We start from the raw sequence: 21,872 nt of genomic DNA, 5'->3' as shown, positions 1-21,872 counted from the left end.
CCTCAATTTAATTAGGCTAGGTTTCATATATCTTCACCCGTTTTTACTTTATTCATTATTTGCCTCAAAGATACCTCTGTTAGCAATTGTTCTTTGGGAATACTCACCCTGACAGTGTTTGCATTTTTAGTTGGTTCCAAACCCTTTAAAGAATACCACCAAGCACAATTCTTCAAAATAGTTCCGTCTTCGGTTATATTTAACCACTGATCTTGATCCTTAGGAAGTACAAAAAGCACTAACATTCTAGGAGCACCCACTTCAGTAGCAACAAGATCATTATAGTTTTTAGCTTCCAAGTCATATTTAATGTAATCTTTTTCATATAGAACGTTTATTGTGGCTTTAAGCTGAATATCAATGCTCCAACCATTGTCGCAATATCTTCCGTTAACATTTTGGATATCTCTAAATATACCATCAAAACCGTAGTCAAAATCAGGACGCGCAAAATTCATTCCGGCTTTATGGGCTACCGCGATTGCATAAGCCTTACTAAGCCCTTCTTTAATGTGGCTTTCAATCATATGTATCTGCACCTCTGTAAATGATAAGTAAATAGTCCTAGGTTTAGGATACCACTCTATAAATCTTAATGGAATACTTTTCTTGAAAAATCATATTTTTAGTCTTCCCGCAGAAATACTTCCAAGTTTTTTATATACTGAACTATAAAATCCTATGCGCTCCTAAAGTCAGCCTGACGGCTATATCTATATCCGCTTTTCAAACTTCTTTAACTCATAAAAAAAACTCCATAACGTTATAGTAGAAACTATATCGTTTATGGAGGGAAAAATTAGCAATCCTGAAACACAGATTCTTGGATTATTGATGCTCATTATTTTTCGACTAACAAGGCTCTTCGCTTGGCTTCCCTGCATCATCACGTGTACGGAAGCTTGAACCACAGCCACATGTAGCTACGGCATTCGGGTTATGAATCGTGAAGCCGCCAGACATCCCGGATTCTTCAAAGTCGATTTCCAGTCCGTCCAGGTAGCGAATGCTTTCTTTTTCCACTACTACTTTCATATCCTGTACGTTCATATATATATCCTGATCTGTCTCATTGTCGTCAAAGCCCATGGCGTACGAAAATCCGGTACATCCACCTGGCGTAACACCCAGACGCAAAAACATATTCGGCGTTTCCTGCTGCTCCAGCATTTCCTTCAAGCGTTCAGCAGCGGAATCGGTGATGTTAATCATGGCTCCATCCTCCTCTTTTACTTCATATTCTCCTTCAGTATACTCCACTATTTGCAGGTGCTCAAGTCATGGAATGTCCTTCCCCTACGGGATAAAAGACCTGTTTTTATACTCATTTGTATTGATCACCTGTGTGGTGAGGTTTATAATAGGTGAAGAGTGTGTAAAAGAAACTGTCGGAAATTTGTCATTTCAATGGCGATGTTTTGAGACATTCATCATTGTAGCCTGGCATTGTAACATTTTTCACATATCATATATCCGCGCTGCCGGGTTCGTACCGACGGAACGGGACATCCTGTGTGCATCAAGCGCTTACGCCGCTGATCAAAGCGGACAGCCTCGCACAGAGCAACTTGAAGGAGGAATGGGCATGTCCACATTAGTTACACCCTTTACAGACCGCAGAATGGCGGAGATTGTAGAAAAGGTACAGAACGGGATTCGTTTGAACCTTGAAGACGGTATATATTTGTATGAAACTGACGATATTCTCACACTGGGTCAGTTGGCTAACGAAGCGAATTTACGCAAAAACGGAAAAAAGGTTTATTTTATTGAAAACATGAGCCTGTACTTCACCAATGTATGCGAAGCGCGCTGCGCGTTCTGCAATTTCCGCAAGGATCAGGGGGAGGACGGCTCTTATACGTTGTCCGGGCAGGAAATGATTGATTATGTAGAGCAGCATATTCATCCGGGTGTAAGAGAATTCCATATCGTCGGCGGTCATAATAATCATGTGCCTTTCCAATACTATGTAGACTCATTGAAGGCGCTAAATGAAAAATATCCTAACGTTACACTGAAAGCCTATACTGCGGCAGAAATTGATTTTTTCACACGTATTAGCGGCTTGAGTATCAAAGAGGTGCTTCAGGAACTGCAAAAGGCTGGGCTTAAAACGCTGACAGGCGGTGGCGCAGAAATTTTGTCCGACGAATATCGCAAGAAAATGCATGTTTCCAAGGCCAACGTGGACCGCTATCTGGAAGTACATCGCACGGCTCACAATCTCGGCATGAGAACCCATACGACCATGCTGTACGGTTCGGTCGAATCGTATCAGGATCGTATTGAGCATATGCTGCAAATTCGTGAATTGCAGGACGAAACGAACGGATTCATGGTATTCATTCCACTATCTATGCAGCCGAAAAGCAAAAATGCCAACATCATGCGCCGCAATTCCGCTTATGAGGATCTCAAAACCATTGCGATCAGCCGCCTGATGCTGGACAATATCGATCATGTTAAAGCCTACTTCATTAATATTGGCCCGCAATTGACGCAGGTCGCGCTTACGTTCGGCGCCTCGGACGTCCATGGCACGATTGTGCGCGAGCAAATCAGCCATGCCGCTGGTGCATTGACTCCAGCCGGTTTGACCCGTAAAGAGCTGATTTGGCTGGTCAAAGGTGCAGGACGCATCCCGGTTGAACGGGATACCTTCTATAACGAAATTGAAGTTTTCGATTAGAAATTCTCAATTACATGTATTTTTGGATTCAAATTTCCCGCGAGCATTTCATCCCCACTACTCACACCATGCAGCGTCAAGCTGTCTCGGAATACTCTGGTTTGCCTGCCACAGGCGGACCAGACTCCGGGTTTTACAACAATAATAAACTCGTGTCTGATCGGAGTGTTGAATTCGTATGTCGCCGGAGTAAGACGTTAATTAACTTTTACGTAACAAATCTTGATACGGCGAGAAGACGAACTTGCTTTTCTGATGAGGCTCCAGACCATTTGCCGGGGACACGGCAGCGAAAGGACGGCGGATTTTGATGAAAAATTTCGTTATTCTGGGGGGCGGCTACGGCGGCCTTACCATTGCCAAAGAATTGCTGGACAAACACATTCCCGACGATGTTCAACTTATTTTAGTGGACCGGATGCCCTTTCAGGGGTTGAAAACAGAATACTACGCTCTCGCGGCGGGTACGGTATCTGATTTTGATTTGCGAGTGCATTTTCCCGATGAGCAGCGTCTGATTCGCAAATATGGGGAAGTCACCTCAATGGATTTGGAGAATAAAATCGTCCATTTTCAGGATGGCGAGCCTTTGCTCTATGATCAGCTTGTGATTGCGCTGGGCTGTACGGACCGTTTTCACAATACACCAGGGGCTGAAGAGTATAGCTGCACGATCCAGTCTTTTAACCATACCCGTCAAACGTATCTGCGCTTGAATGAAATCAAGCCTTATGGACATGTTCATATTGTAGGCGGCGGTCTGAGCGGTGTTGAAATTGCTGCGGAATTACGTGAAAGCCGTTCAGATTTAAATATTACCATTATGGATCGGGGCGAGCGGGTGCTGTCGGCATTTCCGCAACGTTTGTCTGCCTACGTACACGCGTGGTTCAAGGAGCACCAAGTAAATGCACTCAACCATGTTGCGGTTTCCCGTATTGAACCGGGGGCTATTTACAACCATGACGAGCAGATTGTAACCGATGCAGTTGTATGGACCGCCGGGATTCAACCGGTAAAAATGGTGCAGGATTTGGCCGTTCCTAAAGACCCACAGGGCCGCATCGTGCTCAACGAATATTATCAGATACCGGATCATCCCGAGGTGTACGTGGTTGGGGATTGTGCCAGTCTTCCCTACTCGCCAAGCGCCCAGGCGGCAGAGGTGCAGGGCGAGCAGATTGCACACATTGTACGCGACCTGTGGAAGGGCCAAACGCCTCACCCTCATCCTCTGAAGCTGCGCGGCACATTAGGCGCACTTGGCAAGAAGGCGGGGTTCGGCTATGGCTTTATGGGTAGCACCTCATTGCGTGGGCGTGTACCGCGCCTGCTTAAGAGCGGTGTGCTCTGGAAGTCCAAACGCCATTTTGGCTGACCCAATGTCTATATAATCACAAGAAGACCCGCTCTCGGAGCAGGTCTTCTTGCATTTCAATCCAAATCAAGCTGATCCCATGCTTCGGCTTCCTTGATCTTGTTTATAATCACTTCATACAGCAGCTCTGCTGAATCTGCGGAAACAATCTCGCCGTTGACCATCGCATAGGGTTCAGCATTACACTGACCACAATTGCTAAGACAGCCGTATTCGATTACATCATAATCTGGATTTTGCTCCAGCCTGGACATAATTTCATCGGTGCCAAAATGCATATTACTGGTGCAAAATTCGATGATAGGTCTTAACATTTTTTCACCTGCTTTGGCTGACGGGCATTTTAATTTGGCCCGCTTTGTAATATAATAAATAAGGTATAGGAAAGGAGTTGAATTCTAATGAGCGAAACACAAAGCGTTCAAATGTATGACGAAGTAGCAGATGTACTGGATAAGCTCCGTCCGTTCCTGCAACGCGATGGCGGTGACGTTGAGCTGGTTGACGTTGAAGACGGCATCGTTAAGCTGAAGCTGGTAGGCGCTTGCGGTAGTTGCCCAAGTTCCACAATCACGCTGAAAGCAGGGATTGAGCGCGCTCTTCTCGAAGAAGTCGACGGCGTCCAAGAAGTGGTACAAGTATTCTAATGCTTGTTGCATAATGATCATGAGAGTCTTGACTTCGGTAACGAAGCTCAAGACTCTTTTTTGTGTACTGCATCTACCGAATCCAACTCTTAAATGGTCGGCCGAATCGGGTCCAGCCCTCCCGACACATCCATAATATTGCCTGTTATAAAATCCGAGTGTTCCTGACACAAATAGGCGATCACTCGTGCAATGTCCTCTCCACTCCCCGGACGTCCACGTGGTGTCTCTTTATCCTGCATGCCGATGACGTCGGCGATAGACATTTCCTTATTCGCTCCCCGGATATCCCCGGGACAAATCATATTTACCGTAATGCCATACGGAGCTTCCTCCACAGCCAGTGACTTTGTGAAAGACACCAGCCCCACCTTGGCGGCTGCATAGGCAGCACGATGCGGCCAAGCCCTCGCTTCTCCAGCATGACCAAAGCCAAAATGAATAATACGTCCCCATTGCCGGCTACGCATATGAGGCAATACCAGATGATCCAGCAGCATGGTACCGACCAGATTTCCCTGTATCATGGCATGAATCTCGGCTACACTGTAATCCGCAAACAGACGGCGTTCCCGGATGAACGGTCCGGCATTGTTCACCATAATATCTACACCGCCCAGCCGATCCTCGACCTCGCTGATCAGCCTCGTGATATCCTCCTGAATGGAGATATCTCCTTGTAAAGAAAGGCAGCGTACTCCTTTAGACTGGATCACCCGCTTTAGCTCATCGGCTTCAGCTTGACTATGCACATAATTCAGTGCAATATCACAGCCTTCATCAGCCAGACGCAGAGCGGTCATCTTACCTAAACCTTTGGCACTGCCTGTTATGAGTGCGACTTTGTCTCTCAACAGTTTTCCTCCTCTTCACAGAGAACGGTCACCCCCAAGTATAAAATATTTAGGCTTCGCCTACAACTCCAGGAAAAAAGAAACCCCAGTCCTCTTGTTCAAGAGATCTGGGGTTTGCGTTGTTCAACGCGCTTACACTCCCTACTTAAAATGCCGGGATAATCGCGCCTTGATATTTATCTTCAATGAATTTTTTAACTTCCGCTGATTGCAAAGCTTTCATCAGCTTTTGAATCGCTTCGGAATCTTTATTATCAGGACGTGCAACCAAAACGTTCGCATATGGAGAATCCTTGTCTTCCAGTGCCAATGCATCCTTGGTTGGATTCAGATTTGCTTCCAGAGCATAGTTCGTGTTGATCAGTGCAATGTCCACTTCAGGCAACTGACGTGGCAGCATTGCCGCTTCCAAAGTTTTGAAATCCAATTTTTTCGGGTTTTCAGTAATATCATTTACTGTAGCTTCGATATTGCTTTCGTCTTTCAGCTTGATCAGACCTTGTTTGGCTAACAGCAGCAATGCACGACCTTCATTGGTTGCATCGTTCGGAATAGCTACGGTTGCGCCATCTGGAATTTCATCAAGTTTTTTATATTTTTGGGAGTAGATACCGAATGGCTCCAGATGAACGGCACCTACAGACACCAGATTCATTTTACGCTCTTTGTTCATTACATTCAGGTAAGGTACATGTTGATAGAAGTTAGCATCCAGCTGCTTGTCGAACAACTGTACGTTGGGTTGTACGTAATCGTTAAACTGAACGACTTGAAGACGAATGCCCTCTTTTTCCAGCTGAGGTTTGATCGATTCCAAAATTTCCGCATGCGGCACAGGAGAAGCGCCTACTTTCAGCTCAACTTCGCGTGGTGCACCGCCCGTATTTCCAGTTGTTTTTGATGCATCAGATGTCGTGCTCTTCGTGCCGCAAGCAGCCAGCACCGCAATTAATGCCAAGCTTAATACGGCCAATACCCATTTCTTCATGTTATTACCCCTCCAATAGTTTGTAATGTTCAGGATTCAGATGCCTGATCAATAAGGATATCTATATGGTTTCCCTATTTTCGAGTATAATGCCGTACCAGACGATCCCCTGCCATTTGCAGCAGTTGTACCAGTACGACCATCAGCACGACGGCAACGATCATTACAGCCGTTTCATAACGGTAATAACCGTAGTTGATAGCCAGCGTACCCAGACCACCGCCCCCGATCATACCGGACATCGCCGTATAGGATACGAGTGTAACGACGGTAATAGTTAATGCGGCGAGCAATCCCGGCAGTGCCTCACGCAACAGCACCCGGCGGATGATTTGCCCAGTTGAGGCGCCCATAGCTTGCGCGGCCTCAATGACGCCCTTGTCCACTTCACGCAGCGATGTTTCGACAAGACGTGCGAAGAAAGGGGCAGCCCCGATGACCAATGGCGGAATGGTACCCAGCACCCCGGTCGAGGTACCTACCAACGATCGTGTAAAAGGAATAAGTGCAACGATCAAAATGATAAATGGTACAGAACGCAGAATGTTAACGATAAATGATAGTACAATGTATACCACCTTCATCAGAGTCAACGAAGAGCGGCTCGCCAGAAACAATAGTATACCAAGCGGCAAGCCAATAATAAAAGTGAACAGCGCGGATGCCCCAAGCATCTGAAGGGTCTCCACCGTAGAATTCCACAGTTCTTCCCAACTCACTTGCGAAAAATCGAGTTCGCTCATTGTCCGATCACCTCCACATCAAGTCCTTGCCCGGACACTTCACGCAGCGTATGCTCAATATCCTCCTGATTTCCTTCAAAACGAACGATGAGCTGTCCATAGGGTACGTTTTTGATGGTGGAGATGGTTCCCTGCAAAATCGCAAAATCAACGCCGGTCTTACGGGCCGTACGCGAAAGAATCGCATCGTACGTTTTGCTGCCCAAGAAGGAAATTCGTACTACCTGTGCCGATTCGCCGCCACCCGCGGCCGCAATTGCTGCTTGCAATTCCTCGGCATGCTCAGACTCCCGTTGGATAAAGTCCTTGGTAACCTGATGCTGTGGCTTCAAGAATACTTCCGCCACCGGCCCCTGCTCCACAATGTCGCCCTGATGAATCACGCCGACTCGATCACATATGCTTTGAATGACATGCATTTCATGCGTAATCAGCACGATAGTTAAATTAAAGCGCTGGTTAATATCCAATAGCAATTTCAGAATCGACCCTGTCGTCTGCGGATCAAGCGCTGAGGTAGCCTCGTCACACAGCAGCACATGAGGATCACTGGCAAGCGCCCGCGCAATACCTACCCGCTGCTTCTGTCCCCCTGAAAGCTGTGAAGGGTATTTTCCACTGTGTTCCTCCAGCCCAACGAGTTCCAGCAATTCTCGAACTTTCTTGTCCACCTGCTGCTTGGGCGTGTTCACCAGACGCAACGGAAATGCAATATTGTCATATACCGTCGCCGATGATAATAAATTAAAATGCTGAAAAATCATTCCGATTTTTCGGCGCTGCTTCTGTAACTGGGCTTGACTCACAGTGGTGAGATTGACATCATCCACCCATACTTCACCTGAAGTGGGCCGTTCCAATAAATTAATACAGCGAATCAGCGTGCTTTTCCCTGCTCCGGAGTGACCAATAACTCCAAATATTTCTCCACGCTTTATAGAAAGGTTCAACCCGGACAGCGCACTAACGCGTCGGTTCCCTTTGCCATAATGCTTGGTTAATTGCTTAAGCTCTATCAACGTGCTGCGACCCCCTCTACTCTTCCTTATCCTTTTAATCAGCTTTCATCTCTAGGATGTATAATCGCTCAATTTGTGTACACAAATTAAGCGATTTATACAAAAAGAGCCCCTTTCACAGAATGAAAAGGGCCCCGCTATGCGAACCTTTTCTCATCTGTCAAAAACGCTATAACTCTAGCGGTTTTGTAGGAATTAGCACCATCATGTTCCCTCCCGGTGTGTTATACCGGGAAAAAACGGGTTGCCGGGCTTCATCGGGCCAGTCCCTCCACCTCTCTGGATAAGAAAAATATGTTAAACTCCAGCCTTAGCTGTTCGTTAAGTTTGTATTTAGAATCATAATTCAAGCATTTTTCTGAAACTAGATTTCAGTATAGATAGTTTACATAGCTTTGTCAAAGGATATTTTCTAACATAATTATGGACGCACTGCCCGGTTCTCCCATTGTTTCGCTGTATAAGAAAAAACGTTTGTTAACGACCGGCACACCATATCCAAGCCCTGCTGCAAATCCTCCAGATGATGATCCAGATCTTCCAGTTGTATTTTGCCGTACAAAGCACGATGCCGTTGCCAGAGATCATCCTGCATTTCCGTATTCATATAGTGTATCTCCGTATTTCGCCGCTTACGCAGGCGATTGATGGCATCGGTGTATGTGTCCTTAATATCAATCAAATTATCGGTCAATACAGGATGCATTTTGAGGTACTTGAGCTGCCGCAGCACGGTAAAATACGAATAATGCGCCTTATACTGCCCCGTTTTTAAATCATACAGATCATTCATCCAGTTACCCAGCTTATCCAGAATGGAGAATACTCGCACAAACCCATCCTTGTAAAAGAAAACATACAATGCATAATCGGATTTTTCATCCTCGCTCATATCTTCAGCGTATCCGGCCTTCACTTTCATACGGAAAAAGGCGGCAGCATGATGGCTCTGCTCCAGCTCGTCCAGAGAGGACATCAGACCGCGTGTCAAAATATCTGCTTTACGAAAATCGTGGGTCGGATCACCACTGGCCTGAATTTGCCGCTCCAGCAGGTTTAACATGTCTGACATGCTATTCATGGCATCCAGCAGGACGCCCTTGCTCACACGTGGCGGCTCGCCCAGCAGCTTGCGTATCATGCTCACGCCTCCTTATGAATGTAAAATCCGGTTGTTCAATGAATTAGGGCGTCAAGCGAAATAACTCGTCCACCGTTGATCTACAAGCTTAACAATATCCTCACGTGGCAACACTTCATCAGGGTAGCCTGGCTTCATACGCGCATCCACTACAATCGGCAGCTTATAGTTCAGGTGATGCAAACGCACTTCGCTGTCGGCGTACATATCCGTAGCCGGGTTAAAGCGTGTGAATACCGTCCACAGGAACGAGGCTTGGGAGCGAACCACTTCTTTGGCATCGTCCACGATAAAGACGAGCGGCCATTCTTGCTCACCCGCAGCTAATCGCTCCAATACACGCGCTGCCAATTCTGGCTCTTGCTCAAAGGACGCACCTGATACAACAAGGCAGCCTCCGCAGTACGGCTTAATTTCACGAATACCCGGCAGGTCTCCTCCCTCATAGGTACGAGGCAATTCACGTATCGGCTCGCCTACGCCCATCAGAATCGCTTTACTGCCGTGATTCAGCTTGCGGCCCGTATAATCAAGTGTATCGTGGGACGTATGATTGAAAATGAACAAATCCCTTGCTGGATTAAATCGCTCCAGAATCGTTTCCAGCAGCAGGTTAAAATCGGATAAATCAATAACCCGATCTGTCAGCATCAGGAATTTGGTTAATGACAATTGGCCTTGGCCCAAAATGGTAAAGCCAGATACCAGCGCTTCACGGGAGTAGCTTTCACGCACAACGGCCGCTGCCAGCGCATGTACGCCCGTTTCGGCATAAGCCCACAAGGACTTGACTGAGGGCATCACAAGCGGATAGGCAGGCGACAACAGACGCTGTAAAAATTCGCCGAGATAGTAATCCTCCTGACGTGGTTTACCTACAATGGTTGCCGGATATATAGCATCCTTGCGGTGATACATATGCTTGACATGAAATACAGGGAAATCATGCTGTAATGAGTAGTAGCCAAAATGATCGCCAAACGGTCCTTCCGGACGGCGTTCATGAGGCGGTACATAGCCACTGATCGCAAATTCGGCCTCTGCCGGAATCCGGTGACCACCAAGCGGGTCTTCTGTCATCGGCAGCTTGCCTCCCATGATAAGCGAGGCCAGCAACAGCTCAGGCAGGTTCTCCGGTGCCGGAGCAATCGCAGATGCAATCAGAGCAGGCGGTCCACCGATGATTATCGTTGTAGGCAATGGCTCATTACGCAGCTCGGCTTCATGATAATGAAAGCCGCCGCCTTTATGAATTTGCCAGTGAATTCCTGTCGTCTGATCATCATAAATCTGAATACGGTACATACCGAGATTATGATCCTTGGAATGCCCCGGCTTTTCGGTATATACGAGCGGAAGCGTAATGAACGGTCCTCCATCCTCATGCCAACTCGTGACTCTAGGCAGTGGAGCCAGCGGAGCCTCTGTCCGCCGAACTCCCAATATAGGAGCCTCGCTATGGGATACCGTTTTCAGTCCTACTTTTAGCATGTCCTTAATGAGGCCACGTTCATTCCATAAAGCTTTGGGGGTAGGTGGAAGCAGGGTTTTGGTCGCTCCAACAATCGCATCCATCAATTGCTCCGGACGAGGACCAAAAGCCATGTCTACACGACGATTCGTACCAAACAGATTACTAGCTACCGGAAAAGGAGTTCCTTTTACATTCGTGAACAGTAGTGCCGGTCCTTCTTCCTCAATCACTCTCCGATGGATCTCGGCCAGCTCCAAATAAGGATCGACAGGCGCTTCTATAATTTTAAGATGATTTTCTTTACGCAGCGCTTCAATGAATTGGCGCAAATTCTGGTAGATCAACTGACGACTCCTCCTAAGCAAATCAAGCCCTCGAGAAACTCGTGGGCCTGGTTTGTTTCTTATATGCTATTATACGTGTTTAAACGCCCCTTGGGCAAAATATCCGTTTGACTATCCAAGAAATGCTTAGGTACGTTGGATTTGCGCCGGAACAAGGTTGCGATCCGGCGACAATTGCCATACACGATAACTCAGATAAACCAAAATGGAGAACAACGATGCAATCACCAGCATATGTCCTAGCACGACAAACATGTAAATTTCAGGTCTGGTAACGTACAGCAAGCTAATTCCAATAATGACCTGGAGTGTTATTAGCAGTACCGAAACAGCTCCCAATGTACGAATGTCCCGGTGATTCGGGTGATAGCGGTATGAGTAGTGACCCACGGCCAAGATAATGACGAACAGCAGACCGGCTGATATCTGATGAAGCAGCAGTGGAGATATAAAGCCCCCGATATTTATAACCTTCTGGATGACCGAGTGACTGAGCAACGCCCCTGAATAGATAGCAATATAGGTATAAATCGTCGATAGCCATATAAAGTTACGAAAGCCCCGACTGACAGACCCAGGAATCAGACGCGGGGTGTAGCGTGAATCCGCATGCTCCTGCCAGGCCCCCAGCGTCATCATGGTCGCACTGGCAAATGCAATAAGCGCAAAGCCAAAATGAAGTCCCATGACTGCCGCCGATTGGGAGAAGACGACAGCCAACGCCCCCATCGCACCTTGTATGATGACAAACATGAGCGTTAACAGCGAGAATAGCTGCAAATCCTTCCGGTGCTTCATAAACAGCAAAAAGCCGACAAATGAGGCGATAGAAAGAATCCCGGCCATGGCACTTACGGAGCGATGAGAGAACTCAATAAGGGATGCGATCGTATGTGCCGGAACCAGCTTACCATTGCAAAGCGGGAAGTCCCGTCCACAGCCCAGTCCCGAATCGGTCCGCGTCACAACACCTCCACCGAAGGTAGCCAAAAACATGACAATACATGTTACGAGTGCCAGCCACTTTAATATTCTGATTTTGTTATTCAAAGAACTCACCCGTATCCTTCCAAATATAATATTTATTCACTATATATGTTGTGAAATGATCACTTAAAGTAATTATAACTGATATATCGTTCCTTGACATACGCGTTTTGTTGACAAAATGTGAACGTGTCCGTAAGAAAACCGCCTCCTTTATCAGGAGGCGGTTTTCTGATTGTCTTGATGATTATGGTTCCCTTCGGAGTCATGCATATACTGCATCCATTATTTGGCCAGGTTAGCGTGAACTTCAACAGCCCGATCCAAAAATTGCTCGATTTCTTCACGGGATTTACGCAGTCTGTTGACCAGACGTACCAGCTCGCGCCCTTCGCTGTAAGCGATAAAGCTGGGAATACCCAACACATTTTGCTCTTGGCTGACGCTTTCGGCCTGCTCTACATCAATTTCAATTAATGTAAGCTTGTCTGCATATTGTTGCTCTACATCAGGCATAAACGGATCAATAAAATGGCAATCCCCACACCAGTCCGCCTTAAACACAGCCACGGTTACGCCAGAAGTTGATATTGCCTTATTAAAGTCTTCATGAGAGACGATTTTTTGCATACATTTTTCCTCCTTAGATTCGGTTGTAAAAAAGAGCTTACTCCTCTATTGTAACGCTAAACAACGCTTTTGATAAGACAAGTACGGTTTTGGGCATACTAATGCATATACCGGAGTGAATCTGAATACCGTGAAAGGAGGTTATCAAGACATGTCTCTCACCGAATGGTTCCATGTAGCAACAAAGCAGCTTCAAGGCGGGCTAAAGCTACTCGGTTCTGTTCCGCGTGTTGCGGAGGAGGCTTGGGAGGGCAAACGGGCGGCCTGGACTGAATCCCGCAAGTTGCGTTATCCACTGCGTGAGCTGCCATGGGATTATCATGCCGCACAGGCCGCAATGGATGAAGCTGAAGCGCTAATGATGACGAACGGACCAGCTACGCGCCCCTCTTCTCTGAATATGCCCTTATGCGAAACAGACTGTGAGCTGCTGGAGCAGATCAAGAACGCTACTGCGCACGAGAACCGCAGCAACATCACACGAACTGCAGCTTACCTCGAATGCTATCGTGGCTATCCGGAATTGCATTGGGCACTATTGGCTCATCTCGTTTCTCGTAATGGCGGTTATAATATGACCGATCTCAAAGGCAGCCTGATCGGCAATCTGTTCAACGAGCAGGAAAAGGAGTGGCTATATCGGCTACTGGAGCGCTGCAACGCCCTTATTTTTCAGGATGCTTATCCGCAGCTGCAACTTTACATGCACAGCCGTCATTTGGGGCGAAGCTGCTTTCATTTATTGCCCTATTTTCACGTATCGCCATTCATGAGACCCTTTTGGGAACGCTTCTGGGCTTGGCGGGATAGCTCTCTATTGACCGTTGCTCTCATTATTAACGAACAAAACTATATTGAGGGGCGCGTTGTAAAAGATCCTTATTTTCAAAAATTTGTAATGCACAAGCCTGGCTTTTATTTGCATGATTGGCTTCAGCTCAACCAGGTGATATTCCCACTTGGGTTGAACGGCGGACTCGCAGGACTTGTGATGGAGCGTTTTGGCCATCTGGACGAGCGAATTGGCTTTGGGAAAAGTCTTTATGCCATCCTGTTCGGTCACCAGCAGGTGCTGGATCAAGTGTCAGCATTCGTTGCCAGCGTGCCGCATACGGGTTCTCGTAGCGACTATTGGCCCGGACTGTTTACCCCGAACGAACAAAAAGCGTTGCATTCTCCGAAAGAGAGCGCAACGCTTTTAGCCCATGAATGGCTACTGCCAGGACAACGTCTGTACAGCCCGGAATTGAACGCCGTCTGGTCGGATACGGCTTATGATCCAATTCCCCGTTACGACTGGTTTCAGGCAGGCTCCACGCTCGGGCATCTGAGCGAGCCAAGACGACCACTGTTATTTGCTATGCGGCATGAGCATCGCCATAGCATCCAAAAAACAGCAATGGCCCACGACACCCATGCCAGCCTGCGGCCTTTCCACTAACAAAGCCGAAAGCTATCTATGCTTCTTAGCCTTGTTGTCCTGAAGACTCACGCTGAAGACGCATCAGCGGACGCAGTACCTTTTGCAATATACGTGGATAATTGCCGAGCTCGTCTCTGCGAAGCACACCCAGCACAACCAGCAGGATCAGGTAACATACCAGTACAACCGCTCCGGCAATACAGCATGCGATTAAGAAGGCCACGCGTGCAGGCAAAAGATGAACCAGCAAAATGCAAGCTTCATTCACACCGTATCCGATGGCTCCCGAGACTACGACTGTCACCAAAAAACCTGCCCAGCGTCGGCCCATGATGGAGAAGGAAACGATCCCTTTGAGCACTCTCAAGTTCAACAGCGTTATCACGAGGAAACATAATCCGGTCGCAGCAAGGATGCCATAAATTCCAAGCCAGCTAGCCAGCAGCCAGCTTGCCACAGATTTAACCAAGATACCAAACATAACATTAACCATTGAAATACGCGGCTTGCCCATACCAATTAAAATTGAGTTGGACGTCATCATTGTAATCTGGAATATCGTCCCAAGTGTTAAAACAGCGATAATCCCGCTTCCTCCAAGCGAGCTGAACAGTAAGCCATTAATGGAATAGGCGGTTACACATAAAGCCAGCACAATCGGCATTCCGGTCAAAATAGAGATACGCAAGGCCAGCGTCATCTGATTTTGCAAATGGCGTTCATCCTTGCGGGCAAAAGCCGCCGAAATGATCGGAATGAGCGATGTGCTAAGCGCAATGGCTAAAATCGGCGGAATTCCCGCCACACTTTGTGCCCGCGACCCTAGATAACCCAATTGGGTAGTGGCCTGATCCAATCCAATCTGACCAGACAGCAGTCTAACCACAATCGACGTATCAATAAAATAGACCGCCGGAACCGTCAGGGATGACAATACGATGGGAATAGACAGGGTGAAAATGTCTTTGTAAATGCGCAGCATCGGCAGCGCGGAGCTTTCCTCCTGGAATTGCTCCTGTCGATCCTTGTGATCCTGGCGACGCAATTTCACCGTGTAGTACAACATAACCGCCAGTGCGGCGATGCTCCCCATGACACCCCCAAAGGATGCCCCGGCCGCAACCTCACGGTCTCCATAACCCAGCTTCAAAATAATAAAAGCGAGTATAATAGCGGTCGCCACCCGTGCAACCTGCTCCACAATTTGTGAAATTCCGCCTGCGGTCATATTGCCTCGTCCTTGGAAGTACCCGCGCATCATGGCAATGGCGGGAAACAACAGCAAGGCTGGTGCCAAAGCCTGAATAGCCAAAGCGGACTGTGGAACCCCTGCTACATGCTTAGCAAAATAAGGCGCTCCAAAATACAGCACCGCAGTGATGACAATGCCTGCCACGGCCGCAAATAACAAAGCCGCATGATACACACGTCGCGCCTCCGAAGGCCGGTTCAGCGCATAGCGCTCCGAAACCATTTTGCTTAATGTACTAGGAATGCCGGCTGTAGCCACAGTTAGCAGCATCAAATAAGCATTGTTCGCAATGGTAAACGAGGCGTTCCCCACGGAACCGAGCAAATGCTCCAATGGAACACGCTGTACCAGGCCAAGCACTCTGGCCACCAAGGCGGCGGCAGCTAAAATAAGCGTGCCTTTAAGGAATGTTTCTTTATTGGACAAAATGCGTTCCCTTCTTTCTTGCTGTTCACATGCATGCAAAAGCCCCGCGAAAGCAGTCATGGCCTGAGCCATCACCGGTGCGGAGCCGCATGTCGATTCTGTCTCTGCAAATCATAATAACGAGTTCTCCGTTATAACACCCAAATCAAGAATACTAAAATCATAGCAAGCTGCAAAATCACTTTCATCACAGTGCTGGTAAACAGGCCCAATACGGAGCCGAAGCCTACTTTTATGGCTCGATCCAGCGGAGCTTTGCCAATCAGCTCACCCAGCACAGCACCGATAAATGGCCCCAAAATCAGGCCGAATGCCGGAATAACGAAGGGCCCAATAATAATCCCGACCGTGCTGAGGATCGCCGACAGACGCGAACCGCCAAATCGCTTGACTCCCCACGCATTAACAGCATAGTCCGCAACAAAAAGTGCAACCACGATTAGTGTTTGTATAATCCAAAATAACTTACTATATGAAGAAAACGAGAAAAACCAACCGTACACAAAAAAAGCAAAATAGATAGCGAGCGCCCCCGGCAATACGGGATATACCGCCCCGGCCATGCCAACAATGAACAGCACGACAATAACAATCCAGCCTACAACGTCCATGGGCCCCCTCCTTCTTGTCCATTCATCCCATATGCAGCCTCATGCGTTCTATTAAAACGTTCTAGTAAGCCGTTCTTTTAAACAAGTATATAATCACGGATGACTTCTACGATACCGTCGTCATTGTTGGACGCCACGACCAGATCAGCCGCTTCTTTTACCGTGTCCTGAGCATTGCCCATCGCTACACCTAGTCCAGCCGCTTGAATGACGGCCAGGTCATTCAGACTGTCGCCAACCGCAACCACCTGGTCCATTGTAATTCCCAACAGATCGCACACTTCAGCGATTCCACTTGCTTTTGATATGCCAGCCGGGTTAATTTCCAGATTCGTCATTGAGGAGTTGGAAATTTCAAGTCCTCCCATATCCTGAAGCTGGAGTAAAATTTGATGGCGAATTTCGTCATTTTCCGTATTATAACCAAATTTGAGCCATTCCTGTGTGTCTAATGTATCAGGCCAACGGTCTTTGTTATATAATTCCTCTGTTGAGTAAGCCCAAAACCAGGAGTCTGTTTCAACAGCAATCTGGTGCATCTTGCGAACAAGCTCCCGATCAAGCAAATAACGGCGCCACAGCTCATGAGGTGATTTCCATACCTCACTGCCGTTTACCGTTACCATTGGCGTTTCCAAGCCGAGCTGCTGGCCATAGGGCAGAGCATACATCGCTGCCCGTCCGGTAGACAGGCATACATGAATTCCCTCATGAATCGCCTTGTTAATCCAGTTAATCGTATCTAGGGTAATCTCCTGATTGTCGTTCAGCAGAGTTCCATCCATATCGAGCGCCAGCAGTTTGTATTTATATTGGTTCTCTCCCATAGTTTCTCTTCCTCCTGTAATGTCCCATATGTCCAACGACATTTTACCATGAAAAAGAGAAGCCCACAAAAGAATTCAAGTCCTTACTTCGATGTCTGCGGCTTTTTTGGGGTACCATCCAGCCCGTATACCTCGTCATACGCATCAAATATTTTACGTGCCACCGGCCCGGCGCTCGTCGCGCCAAAGCCCCCTTCGGGAATAATAACCGCTACGGCCAGCTTCGGATTTTGCCGCGGTGCAAAAGCGATGAACACCCCGTTATCTTTAACAGCACGTCCCACCACCTGCTCAGAAGTCCCTGTTTTACGTGCATAATCATACGGAAATCCGTTAAAAGCTTTGACATCTGTAGCCATACCGCGAATGATCGTATTCCAGTACGTTTCGGGAAAAGCGACCACATTCAGCACCTTTGGCTTCAATTCACGCACGAGATTCCCTTGATCATCCACAATCTTGCTGGCCAAATGAGGCTGCATACGCTTGCCCTTTGTTGCCAGTACAGTCGTATATTGAGCCAGCTGCATCGTCGTGTATTTCCCTTGTTGGCCGAAGGATGCCTGCACCAAGCGCGTCAGCGCACTTTCCTGCTTGCTCATATACTCAAGTCTGCCCGCCCATTCGCCCGGCAAATCTACTTCAGTCGGCACGCCTAATCCAAATTCCTTCATATACTTGTCCCATACATCAATCCCCTGATGCATCCCTACATTACTTCCGTATTTGTCATACAGCGGCTTGCCGATCATATCCACCATAAACGTATTGGATGAAAATTCAATGGCTTTGTCTGGGGTCAAACTACCGTACACATGTCCGCCCGAATTACCGACACGGCTGGATTGATTTTTTCCGTAATACGCGCTCCCTGTATCCAAATAAGTTTGTCCAGGTGAAAACAAGTTTTCCTCCAACCCGATCAGCACCGTCAACGGTTTAATAGTTGAACCCAGCAGCACGGAGGACTCCGGGTGCGGACCCGATTTTCCACTCGGTACAGATTTAATCGTTCCGTTCCCCATTTTATGCTGAATTTCACTATATACCGAAGGCGAAGTACTTCCAGTTTTCCATACATTAGGGTCATAATCCGGCATACTGGCCATCGCTACGACATTTCCTGTCTCGACCTCCATCGCTACAGCAAAGCCCGTGGTGGCATCTTGGTGGAGCTTTCCGGATACCGGATGAGTATGAAGCCAGCGAAGCTGATCCATAATCGCCTGCTCGGTTTTTTGCTGAATTTCCTTGTTGATGGTGGAATAGAGATGATGTCCTTTTTGCGGAGGAGTCATCGATTCAACGCCCTCCGGCATGCTGCTCGGATTGACTTCTACCGTTTTATAGCCGTTTTTTCCTCTCAGCTCGTCCTGGTACTGCAGCTCCAGACCATCATATCCGACCGTTTCACTTTCCAGGTAAACCTGTTCTGGTCTTAGAACCTCCGAATTGGCTTGGTGCAGCTCTTTATATTTGGTTCGATTCGCACGTGCTCCTTTGAACTTATACATATATCCAATCGCTTGGACCGCTACCCGATCCGGGTCATAATGGCGGACACTTTCTTCTACTACCTCCACACCGGGAAATTCCTTTTTGTGCTCCAGAAAATATGCAATCTCCTCCCGGCTCAAGTCGGATTTGACCAAACGCGGGGTAAATCCCCTATATTGATTATAGTCCGGGTCCAGGCGTTTCTTAATTTCCGCTGCATCAAGCTTTTCCCCATCTTTATGTCCCAATTTATTTAGTTTGGCAGCGAGCTTATCTGCAAAAACATTAAGCTCAGGAAGCAGCCTTTCCCCAGGCTTACGGACCTTCTCTGCACGCTTGCTATAATCCTTGGACAAGGTTACATACAGGGATTGTACCGGAGCTGAATACGCCAGTTTCACCTTACCCGTAGAGTCATAAATCGTGCCACGACTCGGAGCTAACGGGACATTTTTGGTATTCACGGACTGCTGCAGCCCCTTTAGCTCCTCGGATTGTACAAACTGCAGTACAGCTAGTCTGGTAATGATAAGGGCAAACAGCACAAAAGCACTGAAAAAAATAAGGTTCATTCGAAAGGTCGTCCGTTTTTTGTATGTCTCCTCGTTCTCTTCATTATTTTTCTTTTTGAATGAAAATTTTTTATCCAAACCACTTTTGTCCATACAGTCTGATCAATACTCCTTTCACTGGATCTCATATTCCTGATCCTACCATAAGTAGCGCAAATAACGATGAATTTAACGATGACAATTTTGTAAGAAATCATACAAAAAAAAAGCTTCCCTCAGCATAAGCTAAGAGAAGCTTTATAAAATGAAATTATTGTATGAATTGATTATGGCTGTTTGACTGTATTAGGGTCGGTTGTCGTGGCATCCTTTTTCTTCGGAACACCGTCCAGACCATATACTTCATCATAAGCATCAAAGATTTTACGTGCCACAGGTCCGGCGCTAAAAGCCCCGAAGCCTCCTTCAGGAATGACAACGGCTACGGCCAGCTTCGGATTCTTTCGAGGTGCAAAGGCGATAAATACCCCGTTATCCTTCAGCTTGCCGCCTACGCTTTGCTGCGATGTACCTGTTTTGCGGGCAAAGTCATAAGGGAAACCATTAAATGCACTGACGTCGGTCGACATCCCACGTATAACCTCATTCCAATAGGCATCCGGGAAATCCACTTCATTCAGCACTTTAGGCTTAATAGTTTGAACCACATTGCCGTTGGTATCTTTAATTTGGCTGACCAGATGCGGCTCCATCCGTTTGCCCTTGTTTGCAATCATCGCTGCATATTGCGCAAGTTGCATAGGTGTATATTTACCTTGTTGCCCAAAAGATGCATAAACCAATTTGGAAAGTGCTGATTCTGTTTTGCTCCTCGCGTACTCCCGATACCCCAGGAACTCACCAGGCAAGTCTACTCCAGTAGGAACGCCTAGTCCAAACTCCTTCATGTAACGGTCCCATACGTTGACGCCCTGGTCTTCTGAGGTGTTATTAATATATTTGTTGTATAAGCGCTTGCCAACCATGTCGACCATAAATACATTGGAGGAATGGCGAATCGCGGAAGCTGGGTCTAACGAGCCGTATACATGACCAGATGAGTTTCGCACCCGCGAAGAGTTGTTACGTCCGAAATAAGCCGCACCTGTATCTTGGTAATACGTATTTGTTGTAAACAGTCCTTCTTCCAATCCAATAAGAACAGACAACGGTTTAATAGTTGATCCAAGAAGTACAGTAGAATCAGGATGCTGTCCAGATTGACCAGATCCAACGTTCTTAATTGTACCGTTTTGATAAACATGTTCAATCTCTTTATATTTTTCTGTCGAAATATTACCGGTTTGCCAATAGTTAGCATCATAATCCGGCATGCTCGCCATGGCTACAACATTACCAGTATCCACTTCCATAGCAACCGCAAAGCCGGTTTTGGCATAAGGGTGTGTACTACCAGATACAGCATGGGTATGCAACCATCTCAATTGATCCATAATAGCATTTTCCGTCTTAACCTGAATCTCTTTGTTAATCGTTGAATAGATATTATCTCCTTTTTCCGGAGGAGTAACGGAATCTACACCTTCCGCCATATTGCGCGGATCTATCGGGACGGTTTTATAGCCATTTTTTCCTCGTAGCTGTTCTTGGTATTGCAGCTCCAGTCCATCAAAGCCGACAGATTCATTATCCATATATATGAGGCCAGGATCACTATCAGCGGAGAGAGACTTCTGAATTTCTTTATATTTAGGCAACGTTTCACGCGCACTTTTATAGCTTTTAATGTAGCCGACCGTTTGGACAGCCACCGTATCAGGATCATAATGGCGTACCGTTTCCTCTACGACGTCTACCCCTGGAAATTCGCTCTTATGCTGCATGAAATAAGCGACTTCTTCTTTACTGAGATTCGTTTTAATCAGACGGGGCGTAAAACCGCTAAACCGTTGATAGTTTCGATCCATCGCATCCATAATTTGTGCAGCCGTCATTTTCGGTTCGTCTTTATTCCCATATTCAGCAAAGCGATTCGCCAGCCTTTGCGTCATATTCTCCAGCTCAGGCAACAGCTTTTTATCAGGATCACGCTTTTCTTCCACGCCGTCACTATAATTCTTGGAGAGTGTGATATACAGCGATTGTACAGGTGTAGAATACGCCAGCCTGTTCTGCCCGGTTGCATCGTAAATCGTTCCGCGAATCGGCGTAAGCGGTACATTTTTAGTAACATTACTGGCCTCCTGCTGCTTAAGCTGAGGTCCCTCTACAAATTGAAGTATCGCCAGTCTTACAATGATCACTGTAAATATAATGAACGAGCTGAAAAAAAACAGATTGATCCTGAAGCTGAATCTTTTTCGGTCGGACGACTCGTTGTCTTTTCCCTGCTCGTTGTCCATCTTTCTCATGTGCCCTTCTCCACTC

20 protein-coding genes and 1 riboswitch are annotated in these 21,872 nt (G+C 47.1%); of the genes, 4 read left to right on the top strand and 16 right to left on the bottom strand.

From position 1 onward, the window contains the following. Nucleotides 1-23 precede the first annotated feature (23 nt). Nucleotides 24-527 (bottom strand): DUF4365 domain-containing protein, encoded by a 504-nt coding sequence (locus L693_RS0122100; protein ID WP_025720052.1) that lies wholly within the window; start codon nucleotides 525-527, stop codon nucleotides 24-26. Between the two features lie 325 nt (nucleotides 528-852). After that, entirely contained in the window at nucleotides 853-1,212 is a 360-nt protein-coding gene (locus tag L693_RS0122095; protein WP_007431955.1) for a HesB/IscA family protein, read from the bottom strand. 373 nt (nucleotides 1,213-1,585) lie between these two features. On the opposite strand from L693_RS0122095, the gene mqnE reads away from it, so the two are divergent. After that, nucleotides 1,586-2,692 carry an aminofutalosine synthase MqnE gene (gene mqnE / locus L693_RS0122090; protein ID WP_025720050.1) on the top strand — a complete coding sequence of 369 codons (1,107 nt, stop codon included), beginning with the start codon at nucleotides 1,586-1,588 and terminating at the stop codon, nucleotides 2,690-2,692. Nucleotides 2,693-3,002: 310 nt separating this feature from the next. Then, nucleotides 3,003-4,070 (top strand): NAD(P)/FAD-dependent oxidoreductase, encoded by a 1,068-nt coding sequence (locus L693_RS0122085; protein ID WP_025720048.1) that lies wholly within the window; start codon nucleotides 3,003-3,005, stop codon nucleotides 4,068-4,070. Nucleotides 4,071-4,126: 56 nt separating this feature from the next. On the opposite strand, the gene L693_RS0122080 is transcribed toward L693_RS0122085, so the two are convergent. Further along, nucleotides 4,127-4,384: a YuzB family protein gene (locus L693_RS0122080; RefSeq protein WP_025720046.1), complete on the bottom strand. Its 258-nt coding sequence runs from the start codon at nucleotides 4,382-4,384 to the stop codon at nucleotides 4,127-4,129. An 87-nt stretch (nucleotides 4,385-4,471) separates the two neighbouring features. Here L693_RS0122080 and L693_RS0122075 point away from each other — a divergent pair, with 87 nt between their 5' ends. After that, nucleotides 4,472-4,717, top strand: a complete 246-nt coding sequence (locus L693_RS0122075) for a NifU family protein (RefSeq protein WP_013311836.1) — start codon at nucleotides 4,472-4,474, stop codon at nucleotides 4,715-4,717. Between the two features lie 89 nt (nucleotides 4,718-4,806). On the opposite strand, the gene L693_RS0122070 is transcribed toward L693_RS0122075, so the two are convergent. From L693_RS0122070 to L693_RS0122035, 8 genes are all read right to left on the bottom strand, one after another. After that, nucleotides 4,807-5,571 (bottom strand): SDR family oxidoreductase, encoded by a 765-nt coding sequence (locus L693_RS0122070; RefSeq protein ID WP_025720045.1) that lies wholly within the window; start codon nucleotides 5,569-5,571, stop codon nucleotides 4,807-4,809. A gap of 145 nt (nucleotides 5,572-5,716) precedes the next feature. Beyond that, nucleotides 5,717-6,559, bottom strand: a complete 843-nt coding sequence (locus tag L693_RS0122065; protein WP_025720043.1) for a MetQ/NlpA family ABC transporter substrate-binding protein — start codon at nucleotides 6,557-6,559, stop codon at nucleotides 5,717-5,719. A gap of 74 nt (nucleotides 6,560-6,633) precedes the next feature. Continuing rightward, complete coding sequence (locus tag L693_RS0122060) at nucleotides 6,634-7,302, bottom strand: methionine ABC transporter permease (protein ID WP_025720042.1); 669 nt, start codon at nucleotides 7,300-7,302, stop codon at nucleotides 6,634-6,636. Further along, a complete protein-coding gene (locus L693_RS0122055) occupies nucleotides 7,299-8,321 on the bottom strand; it encodes a methionine ABC transporter ATP-binding protein (protein WP_025720041.1) in 1,023 nt (340 codons plus the stop codon). Before L693_RS0122055 ends, L693_RS0122060 begins: the two co-directional genes overlap by 4 nt. Before the next feature lie 150 nt (nucleotides 8,322-8,471). Further along, nucleotides 8,472-8,611: riboswitch (SAM riboswitch) on the bottom strand. A gap of 131 nt (nucleotides 8,612-8,742) precedes the next feature. Then, the gene (locus L693_RS0122050; protein WP_025720040.1) at nucleotides 8,743-9,462 is read right to left on the bottom strand and encodes a Cthe_2314 family HEPN domain-containing protein; all 720 of its coding nucleotides are present in this window, start codon (nucleotides 9,460-9,462) and stop codon (nucleotides 8,743-8,745) included. 51 nt (nucleotides 9,463-9,513) lie between these two features. Beyond that, nucleotides 9,514-11,280, bottom strand: coding sequence for a UbiD family decarboxylase (locus tag L693_RS0122045; protein ID WP_025720038.1), 1,767 nt, complete (start codon nucleotides 11,278-11,280; stop codon nucleotides 9,514-9,516). 126 nt (nucleotides 11,281-11,406) lie between these two features. After that, a complete protein-coding gene (locus tag L693_RS0122040; protein WP_025720036.1) occupies nucleotides 11,407-12,339 on the bottom strand; it encodes a COX15/CtaA family protein in 933 nt (310 codons plus the stop codon). A 213-nt stretch (nucleotides 12,340-12,552) separates the two neighbouring features. Then, nucleotides 12,553-12,897, bottom strand: a complete 345-nt coding sequence (locus tag L693_RS0122035) for a thioredoxin family protein (protein WP_016820001.1) — start codon at nucleotides 12,895-12,897, stop codon at nucleotides 12,553-12,555. Between the two features lie 151 nt (nucleotides 12,898-13,048). Between L693_RS0122035 and L693_RS0122030 the strand changes: the two genes are divergently transcribed. Then, nucleotides 13,049-14,338: a DUF2515 family protein gene (locus L693_RS0122030; protein WP_025720033.1), complete on the top strand. Its 1,290-nt coding sequence runs from the start codon at nucleotides 13,049-13,051 to the stop codon at nucleotides 14,336-14,338. 25 nt (nucleotides 14,339-14,363) lie between these two features. On the opposite strand, the gene L693_RS0122025 is transcribed toward L693_RS0122030, so the two are convergent. The 5 genes from L693_RS0122025 to L693_RS0122005 all read right to left on the bottom strand — a co-directional run bounded on the left by L693_RS0122025 (nucleotide 14,364) and on the right by L693_RS0122005 (nucleotide 21,856). Continuing rightward, entirely contained in the window at nucleotides 14,364-15,998 is a 1,635-nt protein-coding gene (locus L693_RS0122025) for a putative polysaccharide biosynthesis protein (RefSeq protein ID WP_025720031.1), read from the bottom strand. Nucleotides 15,999-16,129: 131 nt separating this feature from the next. Further along, nucleotides 16,130-16,609 (bottom strand): DUF456 domain-containing protein, encoded by a 480-nt coding sequence (locus L693_RS0122020; RefSeq protein WP_025720029.1) that lies wholly within the window; start codon nucleotides 16,607-16,609, stop codon nucleotides 16,130-16,132. 77 nt (nucleotides 16,610-16,686) lie between these two features. Next, entirely contained in the window at nucleotides 16,687-17,436 is a 750-nt protein-coding gene (locus L693_RS0122015) for a Cof-type HAD-IIB family hydrolase (protein WP_025720027.1), read from the bottom strand. 83 nt (nucleotides 17,437-17,519) lie between these two features. Beyond that, entirely contained in the window at nucleotides 17,520-19,598 is a 2,079-nt protein-coding gene (locus L693_RS0122010; protein ID WP_025720025.1) for a peptidoglycan D,D-transpeptidase FtsI family protein, read from the bottom strand. 173 nt (nucleotides 19,599-19,771) lie between these two features. Then, entirely contained in the window at nucleotides 19,772-21,856 is a 2,085-nt protein-coding gene (locus L693_RS0122005) for a peptidoglycan D,D-transpeptidase FtsI family protein (protein ID WP_025720024.1), read from the bottom strand. Nucleotides 21,857-21,872 lie beyond the last annotated feature (16 nt).

The sequence above is a fragment of the Paenibacillus sp. 1-18 genome (assembly GCF_000520755.1).
GTDB classification, from domain to species: domain Bacteria; phylum Bacillota; class Bacilli; order Paenibacillales; family Paenibacillaceae; genus Paenibacillus; species Paenibacillus brasilensis.
The sequence above is the reverse complement of the archived record's forward strand: the minus strand, read 5'-3'. Positions and strand labels throughout refer to the sequence as shown.

Coding starts and splice junctions, on each gene's coding strand:
- L693_RS0122100 (WP_025720052.1), bottom strand. CDS start 527: ATGATTGAAAGCCACATTAAAGAAGGGCTTAGTAAGGCTTATGCAATC.
- L693_RS0122060 (WP_025720042.1), bottom strand. CDS start 7,302: ATGAGCGAACTCGATTTTTCGCAAGTGAGTTGGGAAGAACTGTGGAAT.
- L693_RS0122080 (WP_025720046.1), bottom strand. CDS start 4,384: ATGTTAAGACCTATCATCGAATTTTGCACCAGTAATATGCATTTTGGC.
- L693_RS0122035 (WP_016820001.1), bottom strand. CDS start 12,897: ATGCAAAAAATCGTCTCTCATGAAGACTTTAATAAGGCAATATCAACT.
- L693_RS0122065 (WP_025720043.1), bottom strand. CDS start 6,559: ATGAAGAAATGGGTATTGGCCGTATTAAGCTTGGCATTAATTGCGGTG.
- L693_RS0122015 (WP_025720027.1), bottom strand. CDS start 17,436: ATGGGAGAGAACCAATATAAATACAAACTGCTGGCGCTCGATATGGAT.
- L693_RS0122075 (WP_013311836.1), top strand. CDS start 4,472: ATGAGCGAAACACAAAGCGTTCAAATGTATGACGAAGTAGCAGATGTA.
- L693_RS0122030 (WP_025720033.1), top strand. CDS start 13,049: ATGTCTCTCACCGAATGGTTCCATGTAGCAACAAAGCAGCTTCAAGGC.
- mqnE (WP_025720050.1), top strand. CDS start 1,586: ATGTCCACATTAGTTACACCCTTTACAGACCGCAGAATGGCGGAGATT.
- L693_RS0122005 (WP_025720024.1), bottom strand. CDS start 21,856: ATGAGAAAGATGGACAACGAGCAGGGAAAAGACAACGAGTCGTCCGAC.
- L693_RS0122020 (WP_025720029.1), bottom strand. CDS start 16,609: ATGGACGTTGTAGGCTGGATTGTTATTGTCGTGCTGTTCATTGTTGGC.
- L693_RS0122085 (WP_025720048.1), top strand. CDS start 3,003: ATGAAAAATTTCGTTATTCTGGGGGGCGGCTACGGCGGCCTTACCATT.
- L693_RS0122095 (WP_007431955.1), bottom strand. CDS start 1,212: ATGATTAACATCACCGATTCCGCTGCTGAACGCTTGAAGGAAATGCTG.
- L693_RS0122010 (WP_025720025.1), bottom strand. CDS start 19,598: ATGGACAAAAGTGGTTTGGATAAAAAATTTTCATTCAAAAAGAAAAAT.
- L693_RS0122050 (WP_025720040.1), bottom strand. CDS start 9,462: ATGATACGCAAGCTGCTGGGCGAGCCGCCACGTGTGAGCAAGGGCGTC.